18 protein-coding genes are annotated in these 19,987 nt (G+C 28.6%); all 18 read right to left on the bottom strand.

From position 1 onward, the window contains the following. Positions 1 to 177 precede the first annotated feature (177 nt). Positions 178 to 3,003 carry an excinuclease ABC subunit UvrA gene (uvrA, locus tag HF850_RS07800; RefSeq protein WP_169104908.1) on the bottom strand — a complete coding sequence of 942 codons (2,826 nt, stop codon included), beginning with the start codon at positions 3,001 to 3,003 and terminating at the stop codon, positions 178 to 180. 87 nt (positions 3,004 to 3,090) lie between these two features. Further along, a complete protein-coding gene (gene uvrB / locus HF850_RS07795; RefSeq protein WP_169104907.1) occupies positions 3,091 to 5,067 on the bottom strand; it encodes an excinuclease ABC subunit UvrB in 1,977 nt (658 codons plus the stop codon). Between the two features lie 291 nt (positions 5,068 to 5,358). Next, on the bottom strand, positions 5,359 to 6,648 hold the full coding sequence (locus HF850_RS07790; protein ID WP_169104906.1) for a site-2 protease family protein: 1,290 nt from the start codon (positions 6,646 to 6,648) through the stop codon (positions 5,359 to 5,361). After that, positions 6,648 to 7,913 carry a S41 family peptidase gene (locus HF850_RS07785; protein ID WP_169104905.1) on the bottom strand — a complete coding sequence of 422 codons (1,266 nt, stop codon included), beginning with the start codon at positions 7,911 to 7,913 and terminating at the stop codon, positions 6,648 to 6,650. Before HF850_RS07785 ends, HF850_RS07790 begins: the two co-directional genes overlap by 1 nt. 166 nt (positions 7,914 to 8,079) lie before the next feature. Then, complete coding sequence (ftsX, locus tag HF850_RS07780; protein ID WP_169104904.1) at positions 8,080 to 8,970, bottom strand: permease-like cell division protein FtsX; 891 nt, start codon at positions 8,968 to 8,970, stop codon at positions 8,080 to 8,082. Further along, positions 8,960 to 9,646: a cell division ATP-binding protein FtsE gene (gene ftsE, locus HF850_RS07775; protein ID WP_169104903.1), complete on the bottom strand. Its 687-nt coding sequence runs from the start codon at positions 9,644 to 9,646 to the stop codon at positions 8,960 to 8,962. The genes ftsX and ftsE overlap by 11 nt, the downstream gene beginning before the upstream one ends. A 208-nt stretch (positions 9,647 to 9,854) precedes the next feature. Beyond that, positions 9,855 to 10,703 (bottom strand): YitT family protein, encoded by an 849-nt coding sequence (locus HF850_RS07770; protein ID WP_169104902.1) that lies wholly within the window; start codon positions 10,701 to 10,703, stop codon positions 9,855 to 9,857. Between the two features lie 296 nt (positions 10,704 to 10,999). Continuing rightward, positions 11,000 to 11,941, bottom strand: coding sequence for a transketolase family protein (locus HF850_RS07765; protein ID WP_169104901.1), 942 nt, complete (start codon positions 11,939 to 11,941; stop codon positions 11,000 to 11,002). Further along, on the bottom strand, positions 11,941 to 12,762 hold the full coding sequence (locus HF850_RS07760; protein WP_169104900.1) for a transketolase: 822 nt from the start codon (positions 12,760 to 12,762) through the stop codon (positions 11,941 to 11,943). The genes HF850_RS07765 and HF850_RS07760 overlap by 1 nt, the downstream gene beginning before the upstream one ends. A gap of 168 nt (positions 12,763 to 12,930) precedes the next feature. Then, positions 12,931 to 13,284, bottom strand: a complete 354-nt coding sequence (locus HF850_RS07755; RefSeq protein ID WP_169104899.1) for a type II toxin-antitoxin system PemK/MazF family toxin — start codon at positions 13,282 to 13,284, stop codon at positions 12,931 to 12,933. A 9-nt stretch (positions 13,285 to 13,293) separates the two neighbouring features. Further along, the gene (locus HF850_RS07750; RefSeq protein ID WP_169104898.1) at positions 13,294 to 13,527 is read right to left on the bottom strand and encodes a hypothetical protein; all 234 of its coding nucleotides are present in this window, start codon (positions 13,525 to 13,527) and stop codon (positions 13,294 to 13,296) included. Positions 13,528 to 13,838: 311 nt separating this feature from the next. Continuing rightward, positions 13,839 to 14,465, bottom strand: a complete 627-nt coding sequence (locus HF850_RS07745; RefSeq protein WP_169104897.1) for a germination lipoprotein GerS-related protein — start codon at positions 14,463 to 14,465, stop codon at positions 13,839 to 13,841. A 60-nt stretch (positions 14,466 to 14,525) separates the two neighbouring features. Then, positions 14,526 to 16,040, bottom strand: a complete 1,515-nt coding sequence (locus HF850_RS07740; protein WP_169104896.1) for an NAD(P)H-hydrate dehydratase — start codon at positions 16,038 to 16,040, stop codon at positions 14,526 to 14,528. Further along, positions 16,037 to 16,411: a holo-ACP synthase gene (gene acpS, locus HF850_RS07735; protein ID WP_169104895.1), complete on the bottom strand. Its 375-nt coding sequence runs from the start codon at positions 16,409 to 16,411 to the stop codon at positions 16,037 to 16,039. The genes HF850_RS07740 and acpS overlap by 4 nt, the downstream gene beginning before the upstream one ends. A gap of 83 nt (positions 16,412 to 16,494) precedes the next feature. Then, the gene (locus HF850_RS07730) at positions 16,495 to 16,800 is read right to left on the bottom strand and encodes a DUF6514 family protein (protein WP_169104894.1); all 306 of its coding nucleotides are present in this window, start codon (positions 16,798 to 16,800) and stop codon (positions 16,495 to 16,497) included. 357 nt (positions 16,801 to 17,157) lie between these two features. Next, positions 17,158 to 17,508: a single-stranded DNA-binding protein gene (locus HF850_RS07725; RefSeq protein ID WP_169104893.1), complete on the bottom strand. Its 351-nt coding sequence runs from the start codon at positions 17,506 to 17,508 to the stop codon at positions 17,158 to 17,160. 108 nt (positions 17,509 to 17,616) lie between these two features. Further along, the gene (locus HF850_RS07720) at positions 17,617 to 18,468 is read right to left on the bottom strand and encodes a YihY/virulence factor BrkB family protein (protein WP_169104892.1); all 852 of its coding nucleotides are present in this window, start codon (positions 18,466 to 18,468) and stop codon (positions 17,617 to 17,619) included. 219 nt (positions 18,469 to 18,687) lie between these two features. Further along, positions 18,688 to 19,905, bottom strand: a complete 1,218-nt coding sequence (dltB, locus tag HF850_RS07715) for a D-alanyl-lipoteichoic acid biosynthesis protein DltB (protein WP_169104891.1) — start codon at positions 19,903 to 19,905, stop codon at positions 18,688 to 18,690. Between the last annotated feature and the right edge of the window lie 82 nt (positions 19,906 to 19,987).

The raw sequence follows: 19,987 nt of genomic DNA, 5'->3' as shown, positions 1-19,987 counted from the left end.
ACTTTGTAATAATCATTTCACAATTATATCATAAATTGTGAATTAAATAATCATTACTACTTCTATTATTTCTTAAACAATAATAATTTATTAAACAATAAATTAGATTAATGACTAAATTTGCATCTAATCATCAATCTAAATTTATTAATTATTATGCATTAAATTAAATATAGTTTAATTTAAAATTTTCTTTAAATACTTTCCTGTATATGATTTTTCACATTTACATATTTCTTCAGGTGTTCCAGCTTTAATAAGAGTTCCTCCCTTATCTCCACCTTCTGGCCCTAAATCAATTAAGTAGTCTGCACATTTTATCATATCAAGGTTATGTTCAATAACTACAACTGTATTTCCACCATCAACTAATCTCTGTATGATATCAACAAGTCTGCTTACATCATCAATATGAAGACCTGTTGTAGGTTCATCTAAAATATATAGAGTTTTTCCTGTACTTCTCTTAGATAATTCATATGCAAGTTTTATTCTTTGAGCTTCACCACCTGATAGCTGTGTTGATGGTTGCCCAAGTCTTATATAACCTAACCCTACATCATATAATGTTTGTATTTTATTTTTAATTCTTGGGATATTTTCAAAGAATTCTAAAGCTTCTTCTACTGTCATATTTAATACATCATCAATATTTTTACCCTTATACTTAACTTCTAATGTTTCTCTATTATATCTTTTTCCCTTACATACTTCACATGGTACATAAACATCTGATAAGAACTGCATTTCTATTTTGATTATTCCATCACCAGAGCAGGCCTCACATCTTCCACCTTTAACATTGAAACTAAATCTTCCTGGTTTATATCCTCTCATTTTAGCTTCATTTGTCTGAGCAAATAATTCCCTTATTATGTCAAATGTACCTGTATAAGTAGCTGGATTAGAACGTGGGGTTCTTCCTATTGGACTTTGATCAATATCTATAATCTTATCTATATTTTCATATCCTATTATTTCTTTATGTTTTCCTACTGGATTCTTACTCTTATTTACAAGTTTATTTAATCCTTTATAAAGTATTTCATTTACTAATGTACTCTTTCCTGAACCTGAAACTCCTGTAACTGCTGTAAATGTTCCAAGTGGGAATGAAACGCTTAAATTCTTAAGGTTATTTTCCTTTGCTCCTACAACCTTAATTATATTTCCATTACCCTTTCTTCTTTGTTCTGGAACTTTAATTTCTTTCTTTCCAGATAAATATTGACCAGTAATAGATTCTTCACATTTCATAATCTCATCTAAAGGCCCTGCAGCAACTACATTTCCACCATGTTCTCCAGCACCTGGACCAATATCAACAATATAATCAGCTGCTTTCATAGTATCTTCATCATGTTCAACAACTATAACTGTATTCCCTACATCTCTTAAATTTTGTAATGTACGAATAAGCTTATCGTTATCTCTTTGATGAAGTCCAATGCTAGGTTCATCTAATATATATAAAACTCCCATAAGTGATGATCCAATTTGAGTTGCAAGTCTTATTCTCTGAGACTCACCACCTGATAATGTTCCTGAAGTTCTTGATAAACTTAAATAATCTAATCCTACATCCATAAGGAACTGTAGCCTATTCTTTATTTCTTTAACTATTTGTTCACTAATCATTCTATCTTTTTCTGAGAATTCAAGACTATTTATAAAGTCAAGCTCATCTTTTATAGACATTACAGTGAATTCATATATGTTTTTATCTCCTATAGTTACTGCAAGTGCTTCTTTCTTAAGTCTTGCACCTTTACACTTAGGACAATGAGCATCGCTCATATATTGTTCTATTTCACCTTTTATAAGATCAGAATTACTTTCTCTATATCTTCTCTTTAAGGCATTAATTTCACCTTCATATGCATAATTATATGTTGCTCTTATGCCATCCTTTGTATAGTCAACCTTTATTCTTTCTCCATCAGTACCATACAATAATAAATTTAGATGTTCTTTACTCAAATCTTTTATTGGAGTATTTAGTTCAAGTCCATATTCTCTATTTAATGCTTGTAAAATAGCATATGTCCAAGAATCTTCCTTAAGTCTTCCACTTCCCCAGCTTGCAACTGCACCTTCCATTATGCTTAGATTTTTATTAGGTATTACTAGCTTTTCATCTATTTCCATTAATGTTCCAAGACCATCACAGTGATCACATTTTCCAAAAGGTGAGTTGAATGAAAATAATCTAGGTTCTAATTCATCTATACTTATTCCACAATCAGGACATGCAAATTTTTCACTGAATAATGTATCTTCGCCACCAATTACACTTGCTATAACAAGACCATCAGCCATTTTTAATGAAGTTTCAATAGATTCTGCTAATCTACTTTCTATTCCTTCTTTAATTATTATTCTATCTATTACAGCTTCTATATTGTGTTTCTTATTTTTATCTAATTTTATTTCATCTTCAGTAATATCATAAATTTCACCATCTATTCTTACCCTGACAAAACCATTTTTCTTTATATTATCTAATACCTTATCATGAGTTCCTTTTCTTCCACTTACTATTGGAGCTAATATTTGAAGCTTGGTTCTTTCTTCATTTTTCATAATTTGATCTACAATTTGATCTACAGACTGCTTGCTTATTAGCTTACCACATTTAGGGCAATGTGGAACCCCTACTCTTGCATATAAAAGTCTTAAATAATCATAAATTTCAGTAATTGTACCAACTGTTGATCTTGGATTTTTACTTGTTGTCTTCTGGTCAATAGAAATTGCTGGTGATAATCCTTCAATATATTCAACATCAGGCTTATCCATCTGACCTAAAAATTGTCTTGCATATGAAGATAATGATTCAACATATCTTCTCTGACCCTCTGCATAAAGAGTATCAAATGCTAATGAAGACTTACCTGAACCAGATAATCCTGTTAGTACAACTAATTTATCTCTAGGTATCTCAAGGCTTACATTTTTTAAGTTGTTAACCTTAGCTCCTTTAATCACTATTTTATCGTTCATAGTAACACCCTTTCTTTAGTTAACAGTTAGCAATTAACAGTTTGTAGTTCAAATTCCAAAGGAATTTGTCTAACCAACTGCTAATTATTAACTGTCACTTGTTAACTGAGCAATAATGTCTCTTAATTCTGCTGCTCTTTCAAATTGTAAATTCTTAGCTGCAGCCATCATTTCTTCTGTATAATCTTTAATTAACTTATCCTTTTCTTTCTTTGTAAGTTTATTATTTTCAGTATCCACCTTATATTCTACAACTTCTTCTGATACTTTTGTGGCTTCTATAACTTCACGTACATCCTTAATAATAGTGGTTGGAATTATTCCGTTCTTTTCATTATATTCTGTTTGAATTTTTCTTCTTCTTTCAGTTTCTTTAATTGCCTTATCCATTGATTTAGTTATATTATCTGCATACATTATAACTTTACTTTCAGCATTTCTGGCTGCTCTTCCTATAGTCTGAATCAATGATGTTTCAGACCTTAAAAATCCTTCTTTATCAGCATCCAATATAGCTACTAAAGCTACTTCAGGAATATCTAGTCCTTCTCTTAAAAGATTGATTCCAACTAAAACATCATATTCTCCAAGTCTTAAATCTCTTATAATCTTCATTCTTTCTATTGTATCAATATCAGAATGCATATAAGTTGTTTTAACACCTAGTTCTGTTAAATATTTAGTAAGATCTTCCGCCATACGCTTAGTTAAAGTTGTTATTAATGTTCTAAAGCCACGCTCTGTTGTTTTATTTATTTCACTATAAAGATCATCTATTTGTCCCTTTATAGGTCTTATTATTATTTCAGGATCTAAAAGACCTGTTGGTCTTATTATTTGTTCTGCAATTTCATCTGAATGATCAATTTCATATTCTGCTGGTGTTGCACTTACAAATACAACCTGATTTATTTTCTTTTCAAATTCTTCAAATTTTAATGGTCTGTTATCATACGCACATGGAAGTCTGAATCCATAATCTACCAAAGTATTTTTTCTCGATCTATCTCCTGCATACATTGCTCTTACTTGTGGCAAAGTAACATGACTTTCATCTATAAACATAAGATAGTCTTCTGGAAAGTAATCAAGAAGTGTCTTTGGTGGAGTTCCTGCTGCTCTTCCATCTAATATTCTTGAATAATTTTCTATACCGCTACAATAACCCATTTCCTTAATCATTTCTATATCGTAATTTGTTCTCTGTCTAAGTCTTTGAGCTTCAAGTAGTTTATCTTGTGCATTAAGTTCTCTTAATCTATCTTCAAGTTCGCCTTCAATCTGACCTATTGCTCTATCTAAAGTTTCTTTTGAAGTAGCAAAGTGAGAAGCTGGAGTAATAGCTACATGCTTTCTCTCTCCTAAAATGCTTCCTGTAAGGACGTCGAACTCTCTTATTCTATCAATTTCATCACCAAAAAATTCAATTCTGATTCCTTTGTTTGAATATGAAGCTGGAATTATATCTAACGAATCTCCTCTTACTCTAAAAGTACCTCTTGAAAAATCAATATCATTTCTTTCATATTGAATTTCAATAAGTTTTTTTATAATTTCATCCCTATCTTTTATCATTCCAGGTCTTAAACTTATGGTTAATTTTCTATACTCATCTGGATTACCTAAACCATAAATACATGAAACAGATGCTACTATTATTACATCTCTTCTTTCAAATAATGCTGATGTAGCTGAATGCCTCAATTTATCTATTTCATCATTTATAGATGCATCTTTTTCTATAAATGTATCTGTCTGTGGTACATAAGCTTCCGGCTGATAATAATCATAGTATGATACAAAATATTCAACTATATTATCTGGGAAAAATTCTTTAAATTCTGAGCATAACTGCGCAGCTAGTGTTTTGTTATGAGCTAGTATTATAGTAGGTCTTTGAAGTTTTTCTATTATATTGGCCATAGTAAATGTCTTACCTGAACCAGTTACTCCAAGTAAAGTTTGACCTCTATGCCCCTCATTAATTGAATCTACAAGTTTCTCTATAGCCTGTGGTTGATCTCCTGTAGGCTTAAATTTAGAATGAATTTTAAACTCTCCCATACTAATCCCTCCTTATCGAACAGATATTCGCTTATATCTCCATTCTACTTTTCATTATACTCTAAGTCAATATCTGTTCAATATCTATACTTAATCAACAACAATTATATACTCCTTTATTATTAACATATTTATATAAATATATATCAATTCCATCTTAAATCAATTGTAAATTGCTATATAAAAACTGTTTCATTAAATTTAAAACTAAGCCTACATCATATAAAATTATAAAAAAAGATAGAATTTCTTTTTTTCTATCTTTTTAAATTTATTGTTATTAGTTTTTTATTAACTACTTTTTGAAAACTCATTTACCCTTTTTACTTCTTCTAATATTGCTTGAAATGAGTTTTCTTTTATTTCTGTAGTTTCATCTTTTAATATCTTTCTAGGAACTAGAAGTATTCCAAGACGCTTAGTTTTATCATGAATATGCATAAATTCTTCTATTTCCCCATTTTTCTTTTTAATTTTAATATTAACTCTATATAGGCTTTTCTTTAAAATCTTATATATTTCTTTTTCCGAATCTACATTGTCTCCATTAATGGCTAAAACCTTATCTCCGATTTCTAATCCATATTTATTCATTTGCGAATCTCTACTTATATCTAAAATAATTAATCCATCATCACTTAAAAATAGTGGATTATTAGTCTTCTCTGCTTTTCTTTGAATTCTAATCATAAATTCATGTGCTACTGGAGTAAAAATTACAGCAAATAATTCTCCTGCTATTCCTAATCTAGCAACCTGCGCAACCATAACAACACAAATTCCATAAAATGATATATAACATCCACTAACTAATGCTTTTTTTCTTTTAGTTTTTGTAAATGTTACGCTTGAATATCCTATAACTGCATAAAAGGGCATAATTGCAACAATTCCAATTGCAGCTAAACCTGTATTGTTAATCAACTGCCACCAATGAGGCGTATCAATATATAGTTCAACTGAATTATATATTTCAGGTGCCATATTTATAAATATCATAGCTATAGGAAGAAGCCAATATCTTTTAAAAGTATATCCTCCAATAATTTTATTTTCTGATTCTTTAAATACAGGTATAGCACCTCTGTTGCCATCTAACATTACAAGTATTCCTTCCACAATATGAAGTATACCAACAAATAATAATAGATATACAATATTAATTTCAAACAATTCTTTATTAATTGTTTCTGGTAATACACTTGATAAAGTTTCAATTAATATGTTTATTATTCCTAATATCCCAGCCGAATAAGAAAAACATATGTATTTGGGTTTAACAAACATTAATAATATAGAAACAAAAAATAAAAGCTGTATTCCCGACTCATAATTAAATCTAACCCCAAGTTCTGTAAGTATTATACTGCCAACAGTGCCACCCATAATGCCAAATACAAATTGGGAAAGAGTAAGTTCTAAAGCCGACTCACCCTTTCCTCCAATTATTATACTTTGCATAGTTTGTATCTTCTTATTCTTAAAATAAAACACAAACATTAATATTACTAATATAAATACCAATGGAGGTGATATAATTGCACTTGAAATACTTCTTAAAGTATAATTTATTAACTCCACTATTGATCCCCCTGTTCAACCTTTTCCTTAAGCTTATCTATTGCTGTATTCAATTGATTATCTGTTTTTCTGTCGTAACCAGATTCATCTATACCAATTGGTGTAGAAACTTCATAATTTGGCGCTATACCAATTTTATGAATATTTTCTCCATTAGGAGTGTAATATTTTGAAATAGTAACTTTTATTCCACCTATTCCATTATTAAATTTTAATGTCTGTTGAACTATTCCCTTTCCAAATGTAGTATTTCCAACTATTGTTGCTGCTCCATAATCCCTCAAGGCACCTGTTACTACTTCTGATGCACTAGCACTATTTCCGTTAACTAATATAACTAATGGCATTCCTTCAGCTATACCACCAACAGATAATGACTCATTTTTATTGCCATATTTATCAACAGTATATGTAATTACTTTTCCTGCTGGTATAAATTGAGATGCTACTCCTACAGCCTGTGAAAGAAGCCCCCCTGGATTTTCTCTTAAGTCAAGTATTAATCCTTTCATCCCTTGATTTTTTAAATCACTAATCTTATTCTTAAAATCTTCAGCAGTATTTTCATTCATAAATGATTTTATTCTTATATATCCAAGGTCTGAATCAATCATTTGACCGTCAATAACAGTTATTTTAACTTCCTCAGGTATAACATTTACATTAAATGTTTCCTGCTCTCCTCTTTTTATTGTTAGATTAACTCCACTCTCTCCTGATGATGTTATTGTGCTCACAGCCTCACTTAACTGATCACCTGTATACTCAGTATCATCTACTTTTTCTATTATATCCTTTTTTTCAAGACCAGCCTTTTCAGCCGGAGAATCTTTTAAAACAGATAAAACCGTTATCTTATTATCTACATTTGCAACTGTAACTCCTATTCCATTCATAGAACCATTACTCTGTTTCATAAGTTTATCAAATTCTTCATTATTCATAAACACAGTATATGGATCATCTAATGCACTAGTCATTCCTTTAATCGCACCTTCAAGAAGCTTATCATCATCAATTTCACCATCATATTTTTCCATAAGTGTATCTCTTACTAAAAATAATGATGAATATTTATCTACATTATTTTTCTGAACTGCAGTATTCTTTACTGTATCAGAAGTTTTAAACAAAAATATACCTTTTGTAGCCATGTAATTTCCTAAAAATAATGTTGAAGAGCATATTATAATAATAAAACAAATAATAGATATAACATACCACTTTCTCTTATTGCTATATTCTTTAAACAGTCTTTTACTCATTCATACCCCTCCCTTTCTAAATTTTAATTATTTTAATTTCCATATAAATAAATTAGCTCCAGATATAACACATTACATTGCTAATCTGAAGCTAAAATTAATTTTTATAGTGTTAATATCATTCTATATAATAATAACACATTTATTCTACATTTATTCGTCAATATTATACTATTAAGAATTTTCTTAATGCAATTACACTGGCAATTCCACCAACTACGATTCCACCTATAACAAATTTCCATAAAACAGCTGTTAATATGTATATTGGATTAACTAAACTTAAGAAAGCAAATTGTGAAGCTGCCCATCCAAATACACCTTTATAAGCAAAGTATAGAGCTATACATGCTAAAAATGATCCAACTAATCCTATTACCATTCCTTCTATAACAAATGGCCATCTAATGAACCAATCTGTAGCTCCTACAAATTTCATTATTCCAACTTCTCTTCTTCTTGAATAAACTGTTAACTTTGTTGTATTCATTATTAAGAATATTGAAACACCAACTAGTATTATAAATAATACAAATCCAACTATTCTTAAACCTTTTACAAATCCAACTATCTTATCAACCATTTCTTGTTGGTCACTAATTGAATCAACACCTTCAAGACCCTTTACTGCTTCTGAAACATTTGAAGCATATTCAGGACTTTCTAGCTTAACAGTAAATGCTGCTTGGAATGGATTATTTTCAAATGTATATCCTTTTAATAATCCTTCACTTCCATTTATAGTTTCTTGAACTTTGTTATATTCGTCTTCCTTTGAAGAATATATAACATCTTTTACACCATCAATTTCTCTAAGTTTAAGTTCAATTTCTCTTTGGTCTATAACCTTAATTCCTTCTTTTAAGTAAATTTTAATCTCAACTTTATTCTGCACATCTTGTATTCCATTATTAATATTTGTTGCAAGTAAAGTAAATATTCCTAATACAAAGAAAGTAATAAGAACTGTAATTATTGAAGCTATACTTATAGTTTTATTTCTCTTTAAACTCGTACAAGCATCTTTAATAAAATAAGAAATGGTATTAATTTTCATATTCGTACTTACCTCTTTTCTCGTCTCTTACTATTTCGCCCTTTTCTATTGCTATAACTCTCTTCTTCATATAGTCAACAATTTCTTTAGCATGTGTAGCCATTAAAACAGTAGTTCCAGATTTATTTATATCATCTAAAAGTTCCATTATTTCTCTTGCTGTATCTGGGTCAAGGTTACCAGTAGGTTCGTCAGCTATTAATACTGAAGGATTATTAACTAATGCTCTTGCAAGGGAAACTCTCTGCTGCTCTCCCCCAGATAATTCATTAGGAAACATCTTGTATTTATGAGACAATCCAACTAGTGATAATACCATTGGAACTCTTCTCCTTATTTCTTTTGGTGATGCTTCAACGACTCTCATTGCAAATGCAACATTTTCATATACATTAAGGTTAGGTATTAATCTAAAATCTTGAAATACCATTCCTATTTTTCTTCTATAATAAGGTATTTGCTTTCTTGTTATTGTTGATAAATCTTTGTCCCCAACTATAACTTTTCCATTTGTTGGTTCAACTTCTTTAAGAAGCATCTTTATAAAAGTAGACTTACCAGACCCACTTGGACCTACTAAGAAAACGAACTCTCCTGCTTCTATCTCTACATTAATATTTGACAGAGCTTTTACATTATTGTCATAAATCTTAGATACTCCTCTAAATTCAATCATATTCTAACACTCCTTCTTTCAATGTATATTTTGCAAAATTACTGCAAAACCTACAAAATTATTATAACATAAGAACAGTTTCTAATGTTATACAAATTTATTAAATTGGCCATAATATAAATTTAAATTAAAATAATTATCTCAAAAAAAATGTCTGAATTTATATTAAAAAATATAAATTCAGACACTATTCAACCTTGTTTCAACATTAATCCTGCTTTATATCCTTAAAGCCTTCACCTAATACTTCATGTGCTTCTCCAACAGATATAAATGCCTGGTGATCTATCTCTTTTATATATTTCTTTAAATATATAAACTGCTTTCTACTTACTACTGCATACAAAATATTATTTTCACTTTTACTATACGCACCAACCGAATTTAAGAATGTACATCCTCTATCAAGTTCATTCATTATAAATTCACTTATTTCATGGTTCTTTTTACTAATTATAAATACATTCTTACAAGAATTAAATCCATCTATAAATCTATCTACTGTTATTCCAAGTAGTATAACACTTGCCATTGCATATAGTCCCGCATCAATTCCAAATACAAGAGCACTAGCAAATGTAATTATAAAATCAACTATAAGAAGTGATTTTCCTATATCTAAATGAAAAAATTTATTTAGAATTTTAGCTAATATATCTGTTCCTCCAGTAGATGCATTTTCATTAAAAACAATTGCCATTCCTATAGCTGATATTAAAGTCCCAAAAACAGTTGCCATAGTAAGATCTGTTGTTATAGCTACAGGATTCAAAAACTCTTCAATAATCCACAATACAACAGATAGCCCAAGGCTTGCAAAAATAGTTTTAACCCCAAAATTCCCATCAATAAACATAAATGCTACTACAAACAAAACTGCATTTAGTATAAAAGTTAGTATTCCAACTGATAATTGAGGTAATAATGCATTTATTACTATTGCAGCTCCAGTGACACCACCTGCTGCTAAATTATTAGGCGAGAAAAAATATTCTACTGAAATTGCCACTAATATTATTCCAAATGTTATTATTCCATATTCTTTAATTTTTTTCATTGCTATAAATCGCCCCTTTGCATATTGCTGATATAAGTATATATAATCTATAAAACTCTACAAATCTCGTATTTACTATTAGTTTTTAATTATTTATATATATTATTCACTTATAAGCTAATACTTATATATATTTTTCCATTTTATAACGATTTTTTAATATTTTCTTGTGCATACCCCGCAAATTATAACTTAAATACCAAAATATTACAAGTAATTTTATATAAAAAAGCATAGACACATGCAATATAACACATATATCTATGCTTAATAAAATTTTTAAAATAAAAACATTATTATTTTAATGTAATTGCCTTTTTAGCTTTTTCTACTATTGATTGTACTGTTAATCCATACTTTTCTAATAACTCATTTGGTTTTCCACTTTCACCAAAAGTATCTTGAATACCTACCTTTAATACTGGAACTGGACATTCTTCTGAAACAACTTCTGAAACAGCTGAACCTAATCCACCAATTATGCTATGTTCTTCTGCTGTAACAATAGCTCCTGTTTCTTTTGCAGCCTTAATTAATAGTTCACTATCTATAGGCTTAATTGTATGAATATTAATTATTCTAGCATTTATTCCGTCCTTAGCTAATTCTTCTTTAGCTTGTAATGCTAATTCAACCATCATTCCTGTAGCAATAATAGTAACGTCAGTACCCTCTGCTAAAGTTATACCTTTTCCTATTTCAAACTTATAGTTCTTTTCATCATTGATTACATTAACAGCAAGTCTTCCTAATCTAACGTAGCAAGGTCCATCATAATCTGCAATCGCAAGGATTGCTGCTTCTGTTTCTACTGCATCACATGGATTTATTACAGTCATTCCTGGTATACTTCTCATTAATGATATATCTTCAATAGATTGATGAGTCGCTCCATCTTCTCCAACTGTTAATCCTGCATGCGTAGCACATACTTTAACATTTAAATTAGGATAGCATATAGAATTTCTTATTTGTTCAAATGCTCTGCCAGCTGCAAACATAGCAAATGTACTTACAAATGGTATTTTTCCACATGTTGAAAGTCCTGCTGCAACTCCCATCATATTAGCTTCAGCAATCCCCATGTTTATAAATCTTTCTGGAGCAACAGCTTTAAATTCTGCAGTCTTAGTTGATTTCGATAAATCTGCATCTAATACAACAACATTTTGATTTATATTTGAAAGTTTTACTAACGCTTTTCCGTAAGCCTCTCTAGTTGCTATTTTATTACTCATTAGTTTTCCCCTCCGATTTCTTTTAATGCCTGTTCACATTGTTCTTTACTAGGTGCATTTCCATGCCATCCTGCATTATTTTCCATAAATGATACGCCCTTACCTTTTACTGTATCACAAATTATAACTGTTGGCTGTCCTTTTTTATTCTTTGCTTCTTCTATTGCATTTCTTATTTCATCATAATTATGACCATTAATTTTTAGAACATTCCATCCAAATGCATCAAATTTCTTATCGATAGGCGCTGGATTCATTACATCTTTAATATCACCATCAATTTGTAATCCGTTATTATCAACAAAAGCAGTTAAATTGTCTAAATTATAGTGAGCTGCTGACATTGCTGCTTCCCATACTTGACCTTCTTCTAATTCTCCATCACCAAGAATTGTATATACTCTATAATCTTTTTTATCTAGTTTTCCTGCTAATGCCATACCTACTGCTGCTGAAATTCCTTGTCCTAATGAACCTGTAGACATATCTATTCCAGGTAAATCATTCATATTAGGATGCCCCTGTAATCTTGAACCAGTCTTTCTTAATGTCATTAATTCTTCTACATCAAAGTAGCCTTTTCTTGCTAAAGCGCTATATAATGCTGGTGCTGCATGCCCCTTAGACAAAACAAATCTATCTCTGTTAGAATCTTTAGGATTTGAAGGATTTATATTCATTTCTTCAAAAAACAATACAGACATTATGTCTACTATTGATAGTGATCCTCCTGGATGACCAGATGCTGATTCTGTAAGCATAGTAATTATGTCTTTTCTCATCAGCTTTGAAATATTTTCAAGCTCTTGTTTATTATTCATTAGTAGAACCCCCTAGTAAATTAATTTTTCTCATATATTATGTTGTTTTTTTGTTATATTTATTCTATCACATATTTTAGATTTTGTATATACTATTTATAAATGTGCTACACTTTATTATTAATATAAAAACAGCTTGTACAATTTTAATGCAAGCTGTTTTTATGATTATTTTAAGCTAAGGCTGATAGCTAATGCTTTATCAACCTTTTTCATATCTTTTTCTGTCATATGTCCAATCTTTTCTTTTAATCTTTTTTTATCCAAAGTCCGTATCTGTTCTAAAAGCACAACAGAATCCCTGTTAAGACCATACTCTTCAGACGATATCTCTACATGAATAGGTAATTTTGCCTTATTAATCTGAGAAGTTATTGCTGCAATTATAACTGTTGGACTATATCTATTTCCAATATCATTCTGTATTATAATAACAGGTCGTATTCCTCCCTGCTCTGACCCAATAACAGGACTTAGATCAGCATAAAATATTTCCCCTCTTTTTACCACAATGTTTGCCATATCAAATAATCACACTCCGCAAATCCATGCCTCATACTCATTAACATCATCTAACACATATTCAGAGCCTAATTTAGAATACTCTAAATTTATTTCAGCCATTTCTTTATAACCCTTTTCCATTTGTTTGACAAAGTCTTTTAAAAGTTCTTCATCACTATATTCTATTAATAACCCTTCTATAAATCTACTGTTTTTTTCTAATTTTTTCTTACAATTATCTCTTAGATTTAATAGTGACATAATTTCGCCTCCATAGTAGTAAAAAGTTTCATTTACATATCATTATATTGCAAAATATGTCAATTTGTCAAAGGATTAATTCTCTTATTTTACCAATTAAATTATAACAAAGACTTTTAATTTTATCTGTCAATATACCCCTTTATACCATATAAATATGTACCAATTTATGTTAATAACTAATGTTAACTCTGTCTATTTAGCTTGAAATATATTTTTATATATTAATCCAATTTACCTCATTTGTTTATCTAAATATATTTTAAATTAAGAGTTTCTTTTATTTTGAAAAAGAAACTCTATTTCTTGCATTAAAATAATTCATCGTTCAATTGTTTCTCTTCTAAAAATTCATTATATTTAATAATAATTCTTTCTTTCTTATTTACATCATATATTTTTAGCAATACAGGGTTCCCAGTATTTTTATTGATATAAAATTGTGCATTATTTAAATGCTTATTTTTACAATTATAATCTATATCAAGCTTTAAATATATTTCATCGCTCCATTCTGGCTTTATTTCTTGTATTTCTTTAGCATCACTATTTGAAAATATATTTTCTAAAAATGCTAATGGATATATTATATCCATATCCTTATCTAGAGAATATTCATCATCATTATCTTGTATTTTTATCTCTCCACCTTTGTATACCTTAACTCTATCTCCCTCATCTTTAAATTCAATTCTTACACCTTTTTCAGCATCGTAATACTGTTTGGTATTTTCCTTATAATCTAATTTTTGATTTTTAAATTCATACTCAACTGAAGAAGTGTAACATTTCATGTTTTTTAAATTGTTAACAATATCTTGATTAGTTGGAGCCGTAATATATCTGCATACTATAATTATTAAAATAATTAATAAAGGTATAGTAATCAAAGCACCTATCAAGAATTTATTATTTATTGTTTTAGAGTTTAAATTCATAAATCCCCCAGTAAATTATTATTACTGTAATACTATTATGAAACTCTATAAATTTTTATTCTAAATAAAATTAACTATTTCATTTATTTTCTTAGGAAGATTTTCTATTATATCTCTTGCATTTATTATGTAATTTTCACTACTTAAGTCATCTGCTATTTTTCCATGAATATAAGCTGAAATAAGAGCTGAATCCATTAAATTCATTCCTTGTGAAACAAAAGCATTAATTATACCTGTAAGTGCATCTCCCATTCCACCAGATGCCATTTTACTGTTTCCAGTAGGATTTATATATGTTTTTTTTCCGTCTGTAATTATAGTGTTATAGCCTTTTAATAAAATAATTATCCCATATTCTTCTGCTGTTTTTTCAGCAATTGCAATTCTATTAGCCTCTATGTCACTAATTTTCTTGTTAATAAAACGAGCCATCTCACCAGGATGTGGTGTAATAATACATCTTCCTTTTAATTCAGATAATAAATCCTTATTATCTGCTAAGATATTTATTCCATCTGCATCTATAACAATAGGACATCTACTCATGCTGATAATTTTCTTTAGGATATTATATTGATAAACTCCAGTTCCCATTCCTGGCCCAAATGCAATAGTATCAGCATTCTTTATAATATCAACAATTCTTTCATCATCTATAGTTATAGTCATTGCTTCTATTAGTTTATTTTCAAGGACATTTTGAACTTCTTTTGAGCTGCATACTAAAGTAGTTAATCCAGCACCTGCTCTGACAGTACATTCTGTTGTAATAAATGCTGCCCCAGTAAATCCACTATTTCCAGCAACAATTATAGCTCTACCATAATTACCCTTATGATCATACAACCTTCTTTTAGGCACTAAATCTCTATATTCATCCTCTTCTAATATATTGATAACCTTTCCCAAGTCTTGTTTTATATTGTTTGGTATACCTATGTTTAAGATCTCTACATTTCCGATATATTCAAAAGCATTGTAATTTAAAAACCCCTTTTTTATTGCTTCAAATGTATATGTTTTATCTGCTTTTACTGATATCCCCATAACTGCTCCAGTATCACAGTTTAAACCTGACGGTACATCTATTGCTGCTATGTATCTACCATATTTATTTATTTTCTCAATTACATTCTCGAACATCCCACATATGTTCTTGTTTAAACCCACTCCAAATATTGCATCTACAATAAAATCATAATTTTTTAAATCACTTATGAATTTATCATCAATATCTTCTTCGCATTTTATAAAAATAATATTTTCACCATTAGATATATTAATCAATATGTCTAAATTGCACTTAAAGCTTTCTGTAAAATTATTGTCTTTGGAAATTATATAAACCTTAACTTTCTTTCCCTTAACTATGAGTTTTCTAGCTAGTGCTAATCCATCTCCTCCATTGTTACCCTTTCCACACAATATTAAAAAAGATTCAGCTTTGTCATTAACTTTCTTGTAAACCTCAGAAGCTGCATTCTCCATAAGCACTATTTCTGGAATACCAATATTGTTTATGGTGTTTCTGTCCATTTCACTACATTGATCTGATGATAAAACATTAATCATTCTATCACCTCCAAAATTGCATATGCTATTGCATTTTCTCTACTATGTGAAATACTAACATGAATTTTAAAATTACTTAAAGATAATATTTCACAAATTTTATCACTTAAATTAACAATAGGCTTTCCCTTTTCATCTCTTAAAATTTCAATATCTAACAAACCAAATCCTCTAAATCCTGTTCCCAAAGCTTTACTTACAGCTTCCTTTGCTGCAAAATTACCCGCCATTACTTCAGCTTTAAAATTTTTGCTTTTAAAATAATCCTTTTCCTTACAAGTAAATACTTTATCAATGAAACTGGTTGTTCTCTTAACTGCATTTTCTATTCTATATATTTCAATTATATCTGTTCCAATTCCTGTAATCATACTATCGCCTCCATTTAGTAACATCTTACCATAATGAATTAATAAATATTTACTTTTTTATCTTGTGCTATTCAGTGATTTAATTAAATATTAAATTTACATACATTATCATCAACATAAGCTCCTAATACATCAACTAAATGTATTGGCGAAAGTTGATTGCTCCATATTTTTACAAGCATTTTTTCCACATCTTCTTTTTCTGGAGAAATGACATCTATCTTATCTCTCTCTAGATTTACATTTTTTGATCCAATATAATCTTTTCGTTCTACTTCAATCCCATATGCTGTTACCCCATTAAATTTCTTATTAATTAGTCTATAATAATATCGAAATTCTATATTTTTTTGTTTGTTGACACTTTTGTACTCCTCAAGAATATTCATAAATTCCACTCCCCTTTATGTTAAGTTTACATCTAAATGTTAGCACATAGTTCTTTAATAAAATGTCAAAGTATGTACTAATATTCTAATAATCATATTTTTTTTATTGACAATATAAGATGCTAATCTACTTTTTACAACATACAATAATAAATATTATTACTATATTTCTTTAAATCTTGCCGAACTATGTAAAATGATTTAAATAAAAAAAGAGCTTTCGCTCTTTTTTGTCTCATAATTTCTCTTATTTTAACCATAATCGAAATTTATGCCCATTTAAATATAATCAGCACAATTATAGCACATTTTTTTTACATTTTATTATTTTTATTCTATAAGGAAAATTTGTATATATTAACAGCTTATTTCGTCTTCATCACTGCTCTTTTTATAATTTAAGAACTTAAAATCTTCGGCAATTACTTCTGCAACATACCTCCTATTTCCATCCTTATCTTCATAACTCCCTGTTCTTAATCTACCACTTAATGTAAGCATACTTCCCTTTCTTAAATACTTACAAATTATTTCTGCCTTTTTTCCAAATACAACAACTTGTATAAAATCAGCTTCTCTACTTCCATCTGGTAATTTAAAATTCCTTTGTACTGCAATAACAAAACGAGTGTATGTTTTTTCTCCATTTTCACTTTGTTTTAACTCTGGATCTTTTGTTAATGTACCTAATAAAATTATTTTATTCATTTTTTACCTCCTGAGTATATTTCTTCTTAAGTAATACCCACTTTAAGCAAATATATACACATTACAGAGGAAAAAATAATATCAAAAATAAAATATGCTTTAAATATCTTAAGTTATGATTTTCCTTTGTTTCATCTGAGATCTAACACAATTAATTTCAACACCTAAAATAAAAATCATTGAAATTAAAAACAACCATGTCATTAGAATAAATACAGTTCCAAGACTTCCATAAAATCTTGAATAATGACTAAAATTATTTACATAAAAAGAAAATGCAAACGACATAACTATCCATCCCACAGTACTAAATACTGCACCTGGTATTACTTCTTTTATTTTAAGCCTCTTCGATGGTGCTACACAATAAATTCCTGAAAAAATAAACACCATTACAATAAATATAAAAGCATGCCTAAACATATCCCATATAAATGAAAATGAGCTGTATATTGGTATAATTCTCTTAATAAAGTCTCCTATTATAGTTCCAAAAACTAGCATAGATAAAGATAAAATAATTATTATAGCCAATGCCAATATTCCCATCATAGAAATACCAGCTCTTACTATAAATGATCTATTTTCCTTAAAATTATAAGCTTTATTTACTCCTTTTATTACTGCCCTAAATCCTGATGAAGAAGTCCATATCATAAGAAGAATAGATACCCCTAATAATCCTGTATGCTGGTTATCGAAAACTTCCATAACCGTTGATTGTGTAAGTTCTACTATACTTTGAGGAAGTAACCCATTAAGGCTATTAAGTACTTCAGAAGAATTTAATTTACTAAATCCCACAAGAGTTACTAAAAATAAAATAAACGGAAAAAATGATAACATCAGATAATATGCTAATTGAGAAGATAATGCGACAACATCGTCATTCTTTATTTTTATCATAAGATGAATCAGCACATTAATCCTTCTCCTTATTGTCGAATTATTTTTATTCATTTAATCACCATTTTCTTTCTAACTATTCACAATTTAATTTAATTTAATTTTACTTATAATAAAACAATTATAACGTGCTTTTTATAGTATATGCCACACTTTTTTTATTAATCCCAAAACTTATACTTATAATAACTACATAATACTTTCACTATTTTTATTGTTTTTAAAAATAATTAATAAAAAGCAGACTTTCAACAAATGTCTGCTTAAAATATATTATTTATTAAACCCATATCCTGAAAAAATTAATAGTCCAAAGCATGCTATATTAAAAGTAACTATTATCTCAACACATTGAAACCACTTTTCTTTTTTATGAGCCTTATAAAACTTTGATTTTCTTTGAAAAATATCTGTAAGAACTAATACAATTCCTTGATATAGACCATAAATAATATAATATACTTCAAATCCATGCCATATCCCCATAATAAGCATTGTTAAAATCTGTGCCACATGGGATGCAGTAAATCTACTTTTAAATCTCTTTTTTCTCATCGAATTTAATACAAATCTTGAAAAAATATAATCTCCAAACCATCTAGATAATGAAATATGCCATCTAGTCCAAAATTCTTTCATATCTTTACTTAAGAAAGGCTTATTGAAATTAATAGGAGTTTTTATCCCTAATATATAACTTGTTCCTATAGCAAATGCACTATAACCAGCAAAGTCAAAAAATAAATATAGGCTATATGAATACATATATTTAATTCCATGATACCAAGAAATATCCTTAGGTATTTTATCAATCCAAAGTACATTTATAAGTGCTGAAATAATGAATTTATATAATATTCCTTGAAATATGTATTCAATCCCTTTAATTAGATAATCATTTATATACTCTTTTCTTTCTATTCTCCTATTTAAATCTGAATCGAATCTTCTATATCTATCTATTGGCCCTGAGCTTAATGTAGGGAAAAATATAATAAAATATAATGTTTTTATCAAGCTTATTTCATTGAGTACACCATCATATATTTCTATTACCATCTGTATTACCTTAAAATTCAGATACGATAATCCCAAAAAACCAACGGCTCCAATTGAAGTTATTGAAGTTATTTTAGCAATAAGCACTGGTAAAATAGATAAGAATAGAAATATATAATAAATATACTTATTATCAGTTCTTTTTCTTATTTCTAAATACCCCTTAATTACTAGGATCTCTACAAATAAGAAAATTAAAAATAATAAAAACTCCATTTGCCCAGATTTAATAACGCCCTTTATATTTCCTTGTATAAACATAGGATATATTTCATTAAAATTATGTCTCATCAGTATCGGTATCATGATTATAGATAAAAATAATCCATAGTATTTAATAGGTTTCTCTAATATTCCTAAAATCACAGCTGGCAATAAGAAAATAATTAAAATATACAGGTAAAAATAATCTCCGTATTGTTCTAAGGTCATTTTTATTCCGTTACTGAAAACTTATAAAAATCTATAAAAAATTATAAAATCTTATGTTTCATTCCTTTTTCAATGTATCTGC

It is taken from the genome of Clostridium sp. SM-530-WT-3G (assembly GCF_012843905.1).
Taxonomy (GTDB): domain Bacteria; phylum Bacillota; class Clostridia; order Clostridiales; family Clostridiaceae; genus Clostridium.
This window is presented reverse-complemented; position numbering and strand designations above follow the sequence as displayed.

Excerpts from the sequence above, each read along its gene's own strand:
- HF850_RS07720 (WP_169104892.1), bottom strand. The coding sequence starts at position 18,468 with ATGAATAAAAATAATTCGACAATAAGGAGAAGGATTAATGTGCTGATT.
- HF850_RS07765 (WP_169104901.1), bottom strand. The coding sequence starts at position 11,941 with ATGAGTAATAAAATAGCAACTAGAGAGGCTTACGGAAAAGCGTTAGTA.
- HF850_RS07755 (WP_169104899.1), bottom strand. The coding sequence starts at position 13,284 with ATGGCAAACATTGTGGTAAAAAGAGGGGAAATATTTTATGCTGATCTA.
- HF850_RS07750 (WP_169104898.1), bottom strand. The coding sequence starts at position 13,527 with ATGTCACTATTAAATCTAAGAGATAATTGTAAGAAAAAATTAGAAAAA.
- dltB (WP_169104891.1), bottom strand. The coding sequence starts at position 19,905 with ATGACCTTAGAACAATACGGAGATTATTTTTACCTGTATATTTTAATT.
- HF850_RS07770 (WP_169104902.1), bottom strand. The coding sequence starts at position 10,703 with ATGAAAAAAATTAAAGAATATGGAATAATAACATTTGGAATAATATTA.
- HF850_RS07730 (WP_169104894.1), bottom strand. The coding sequence starts at position 16,800 with ATGAATATTCTTGAGGAGTACAAAAGTGTCAACAAACAAAAAAATATA.
- HF850_RS07725 (WP_169104893.1), bottom strand. The coding sequence starts at position 17,508 with ATGAATAAAATAATTTTATTAGGTACATTAACAAAAGATCCAGAGTTA.
- uvrA (WP_169104908.1), bottom strand. The coding sequence starts at position 3,003 with ATGAACGATAAAATAGTGATTAAAGGAGCTAAGGTTAACAACTTAAAA.
- acpS (WP_169104895.1), bottom strand. The coding sequence starts at position 16,411 with ATGATTACAGGAATTGGAACAGATATAATTGAAATATATAGAATAGAA.
- ftsX (WP_169104904.1), bottom strand. The coding sequence starts at position 8,970 with ATGAAAATTAATACCATTTCTTATTTTATTAAAGATGCTTGTACGAGT.
- uvrB (WP_169104907.1), bottom strand. The coding sequence starts at position 5,067 with ATGGGAGAGTTTAAAATTCATTCTAAATTTAAGCCTACAGGAGATCAA.
- HF850_RS07745 (WP_169104897.1), bottom strand. The coding sequence starts at position 14,465 with ATGAATTTAAACTCTAAAACAATAAATAATAAATTCTTGATAGGTGCT.
- ftsE (WP_169104903.1), bottom strand. The coding sequence starts at position 9,646 with ATGATTGAATTTAGAGGAGTATCTAAGATTTATGACAATAATGTAAAA.
- HF850_RS07785 (WP_169104905.1), bottom strand. The coding sequence starts at position 7,913 with ATGAGTAAAAGACTGTTTAAAGAATATAGCAATAAGAGAAAGTGGTAT.
- HF850_RS07740 (WP_169104896.1), bottom strand. The coding sequence starts at position 16,040 with ATGATTAATGTTTTATCATCAGATCAATGTAGTGAAATGGACAGAAAC.
- HF850_RS07760 (WP_169104900.1), bottom strand. The coding sequence starts at position 12,762 with ATGAATAATAAACAAGAGCTTGAAAATATTTCAAAGCTGATGAGAAAA.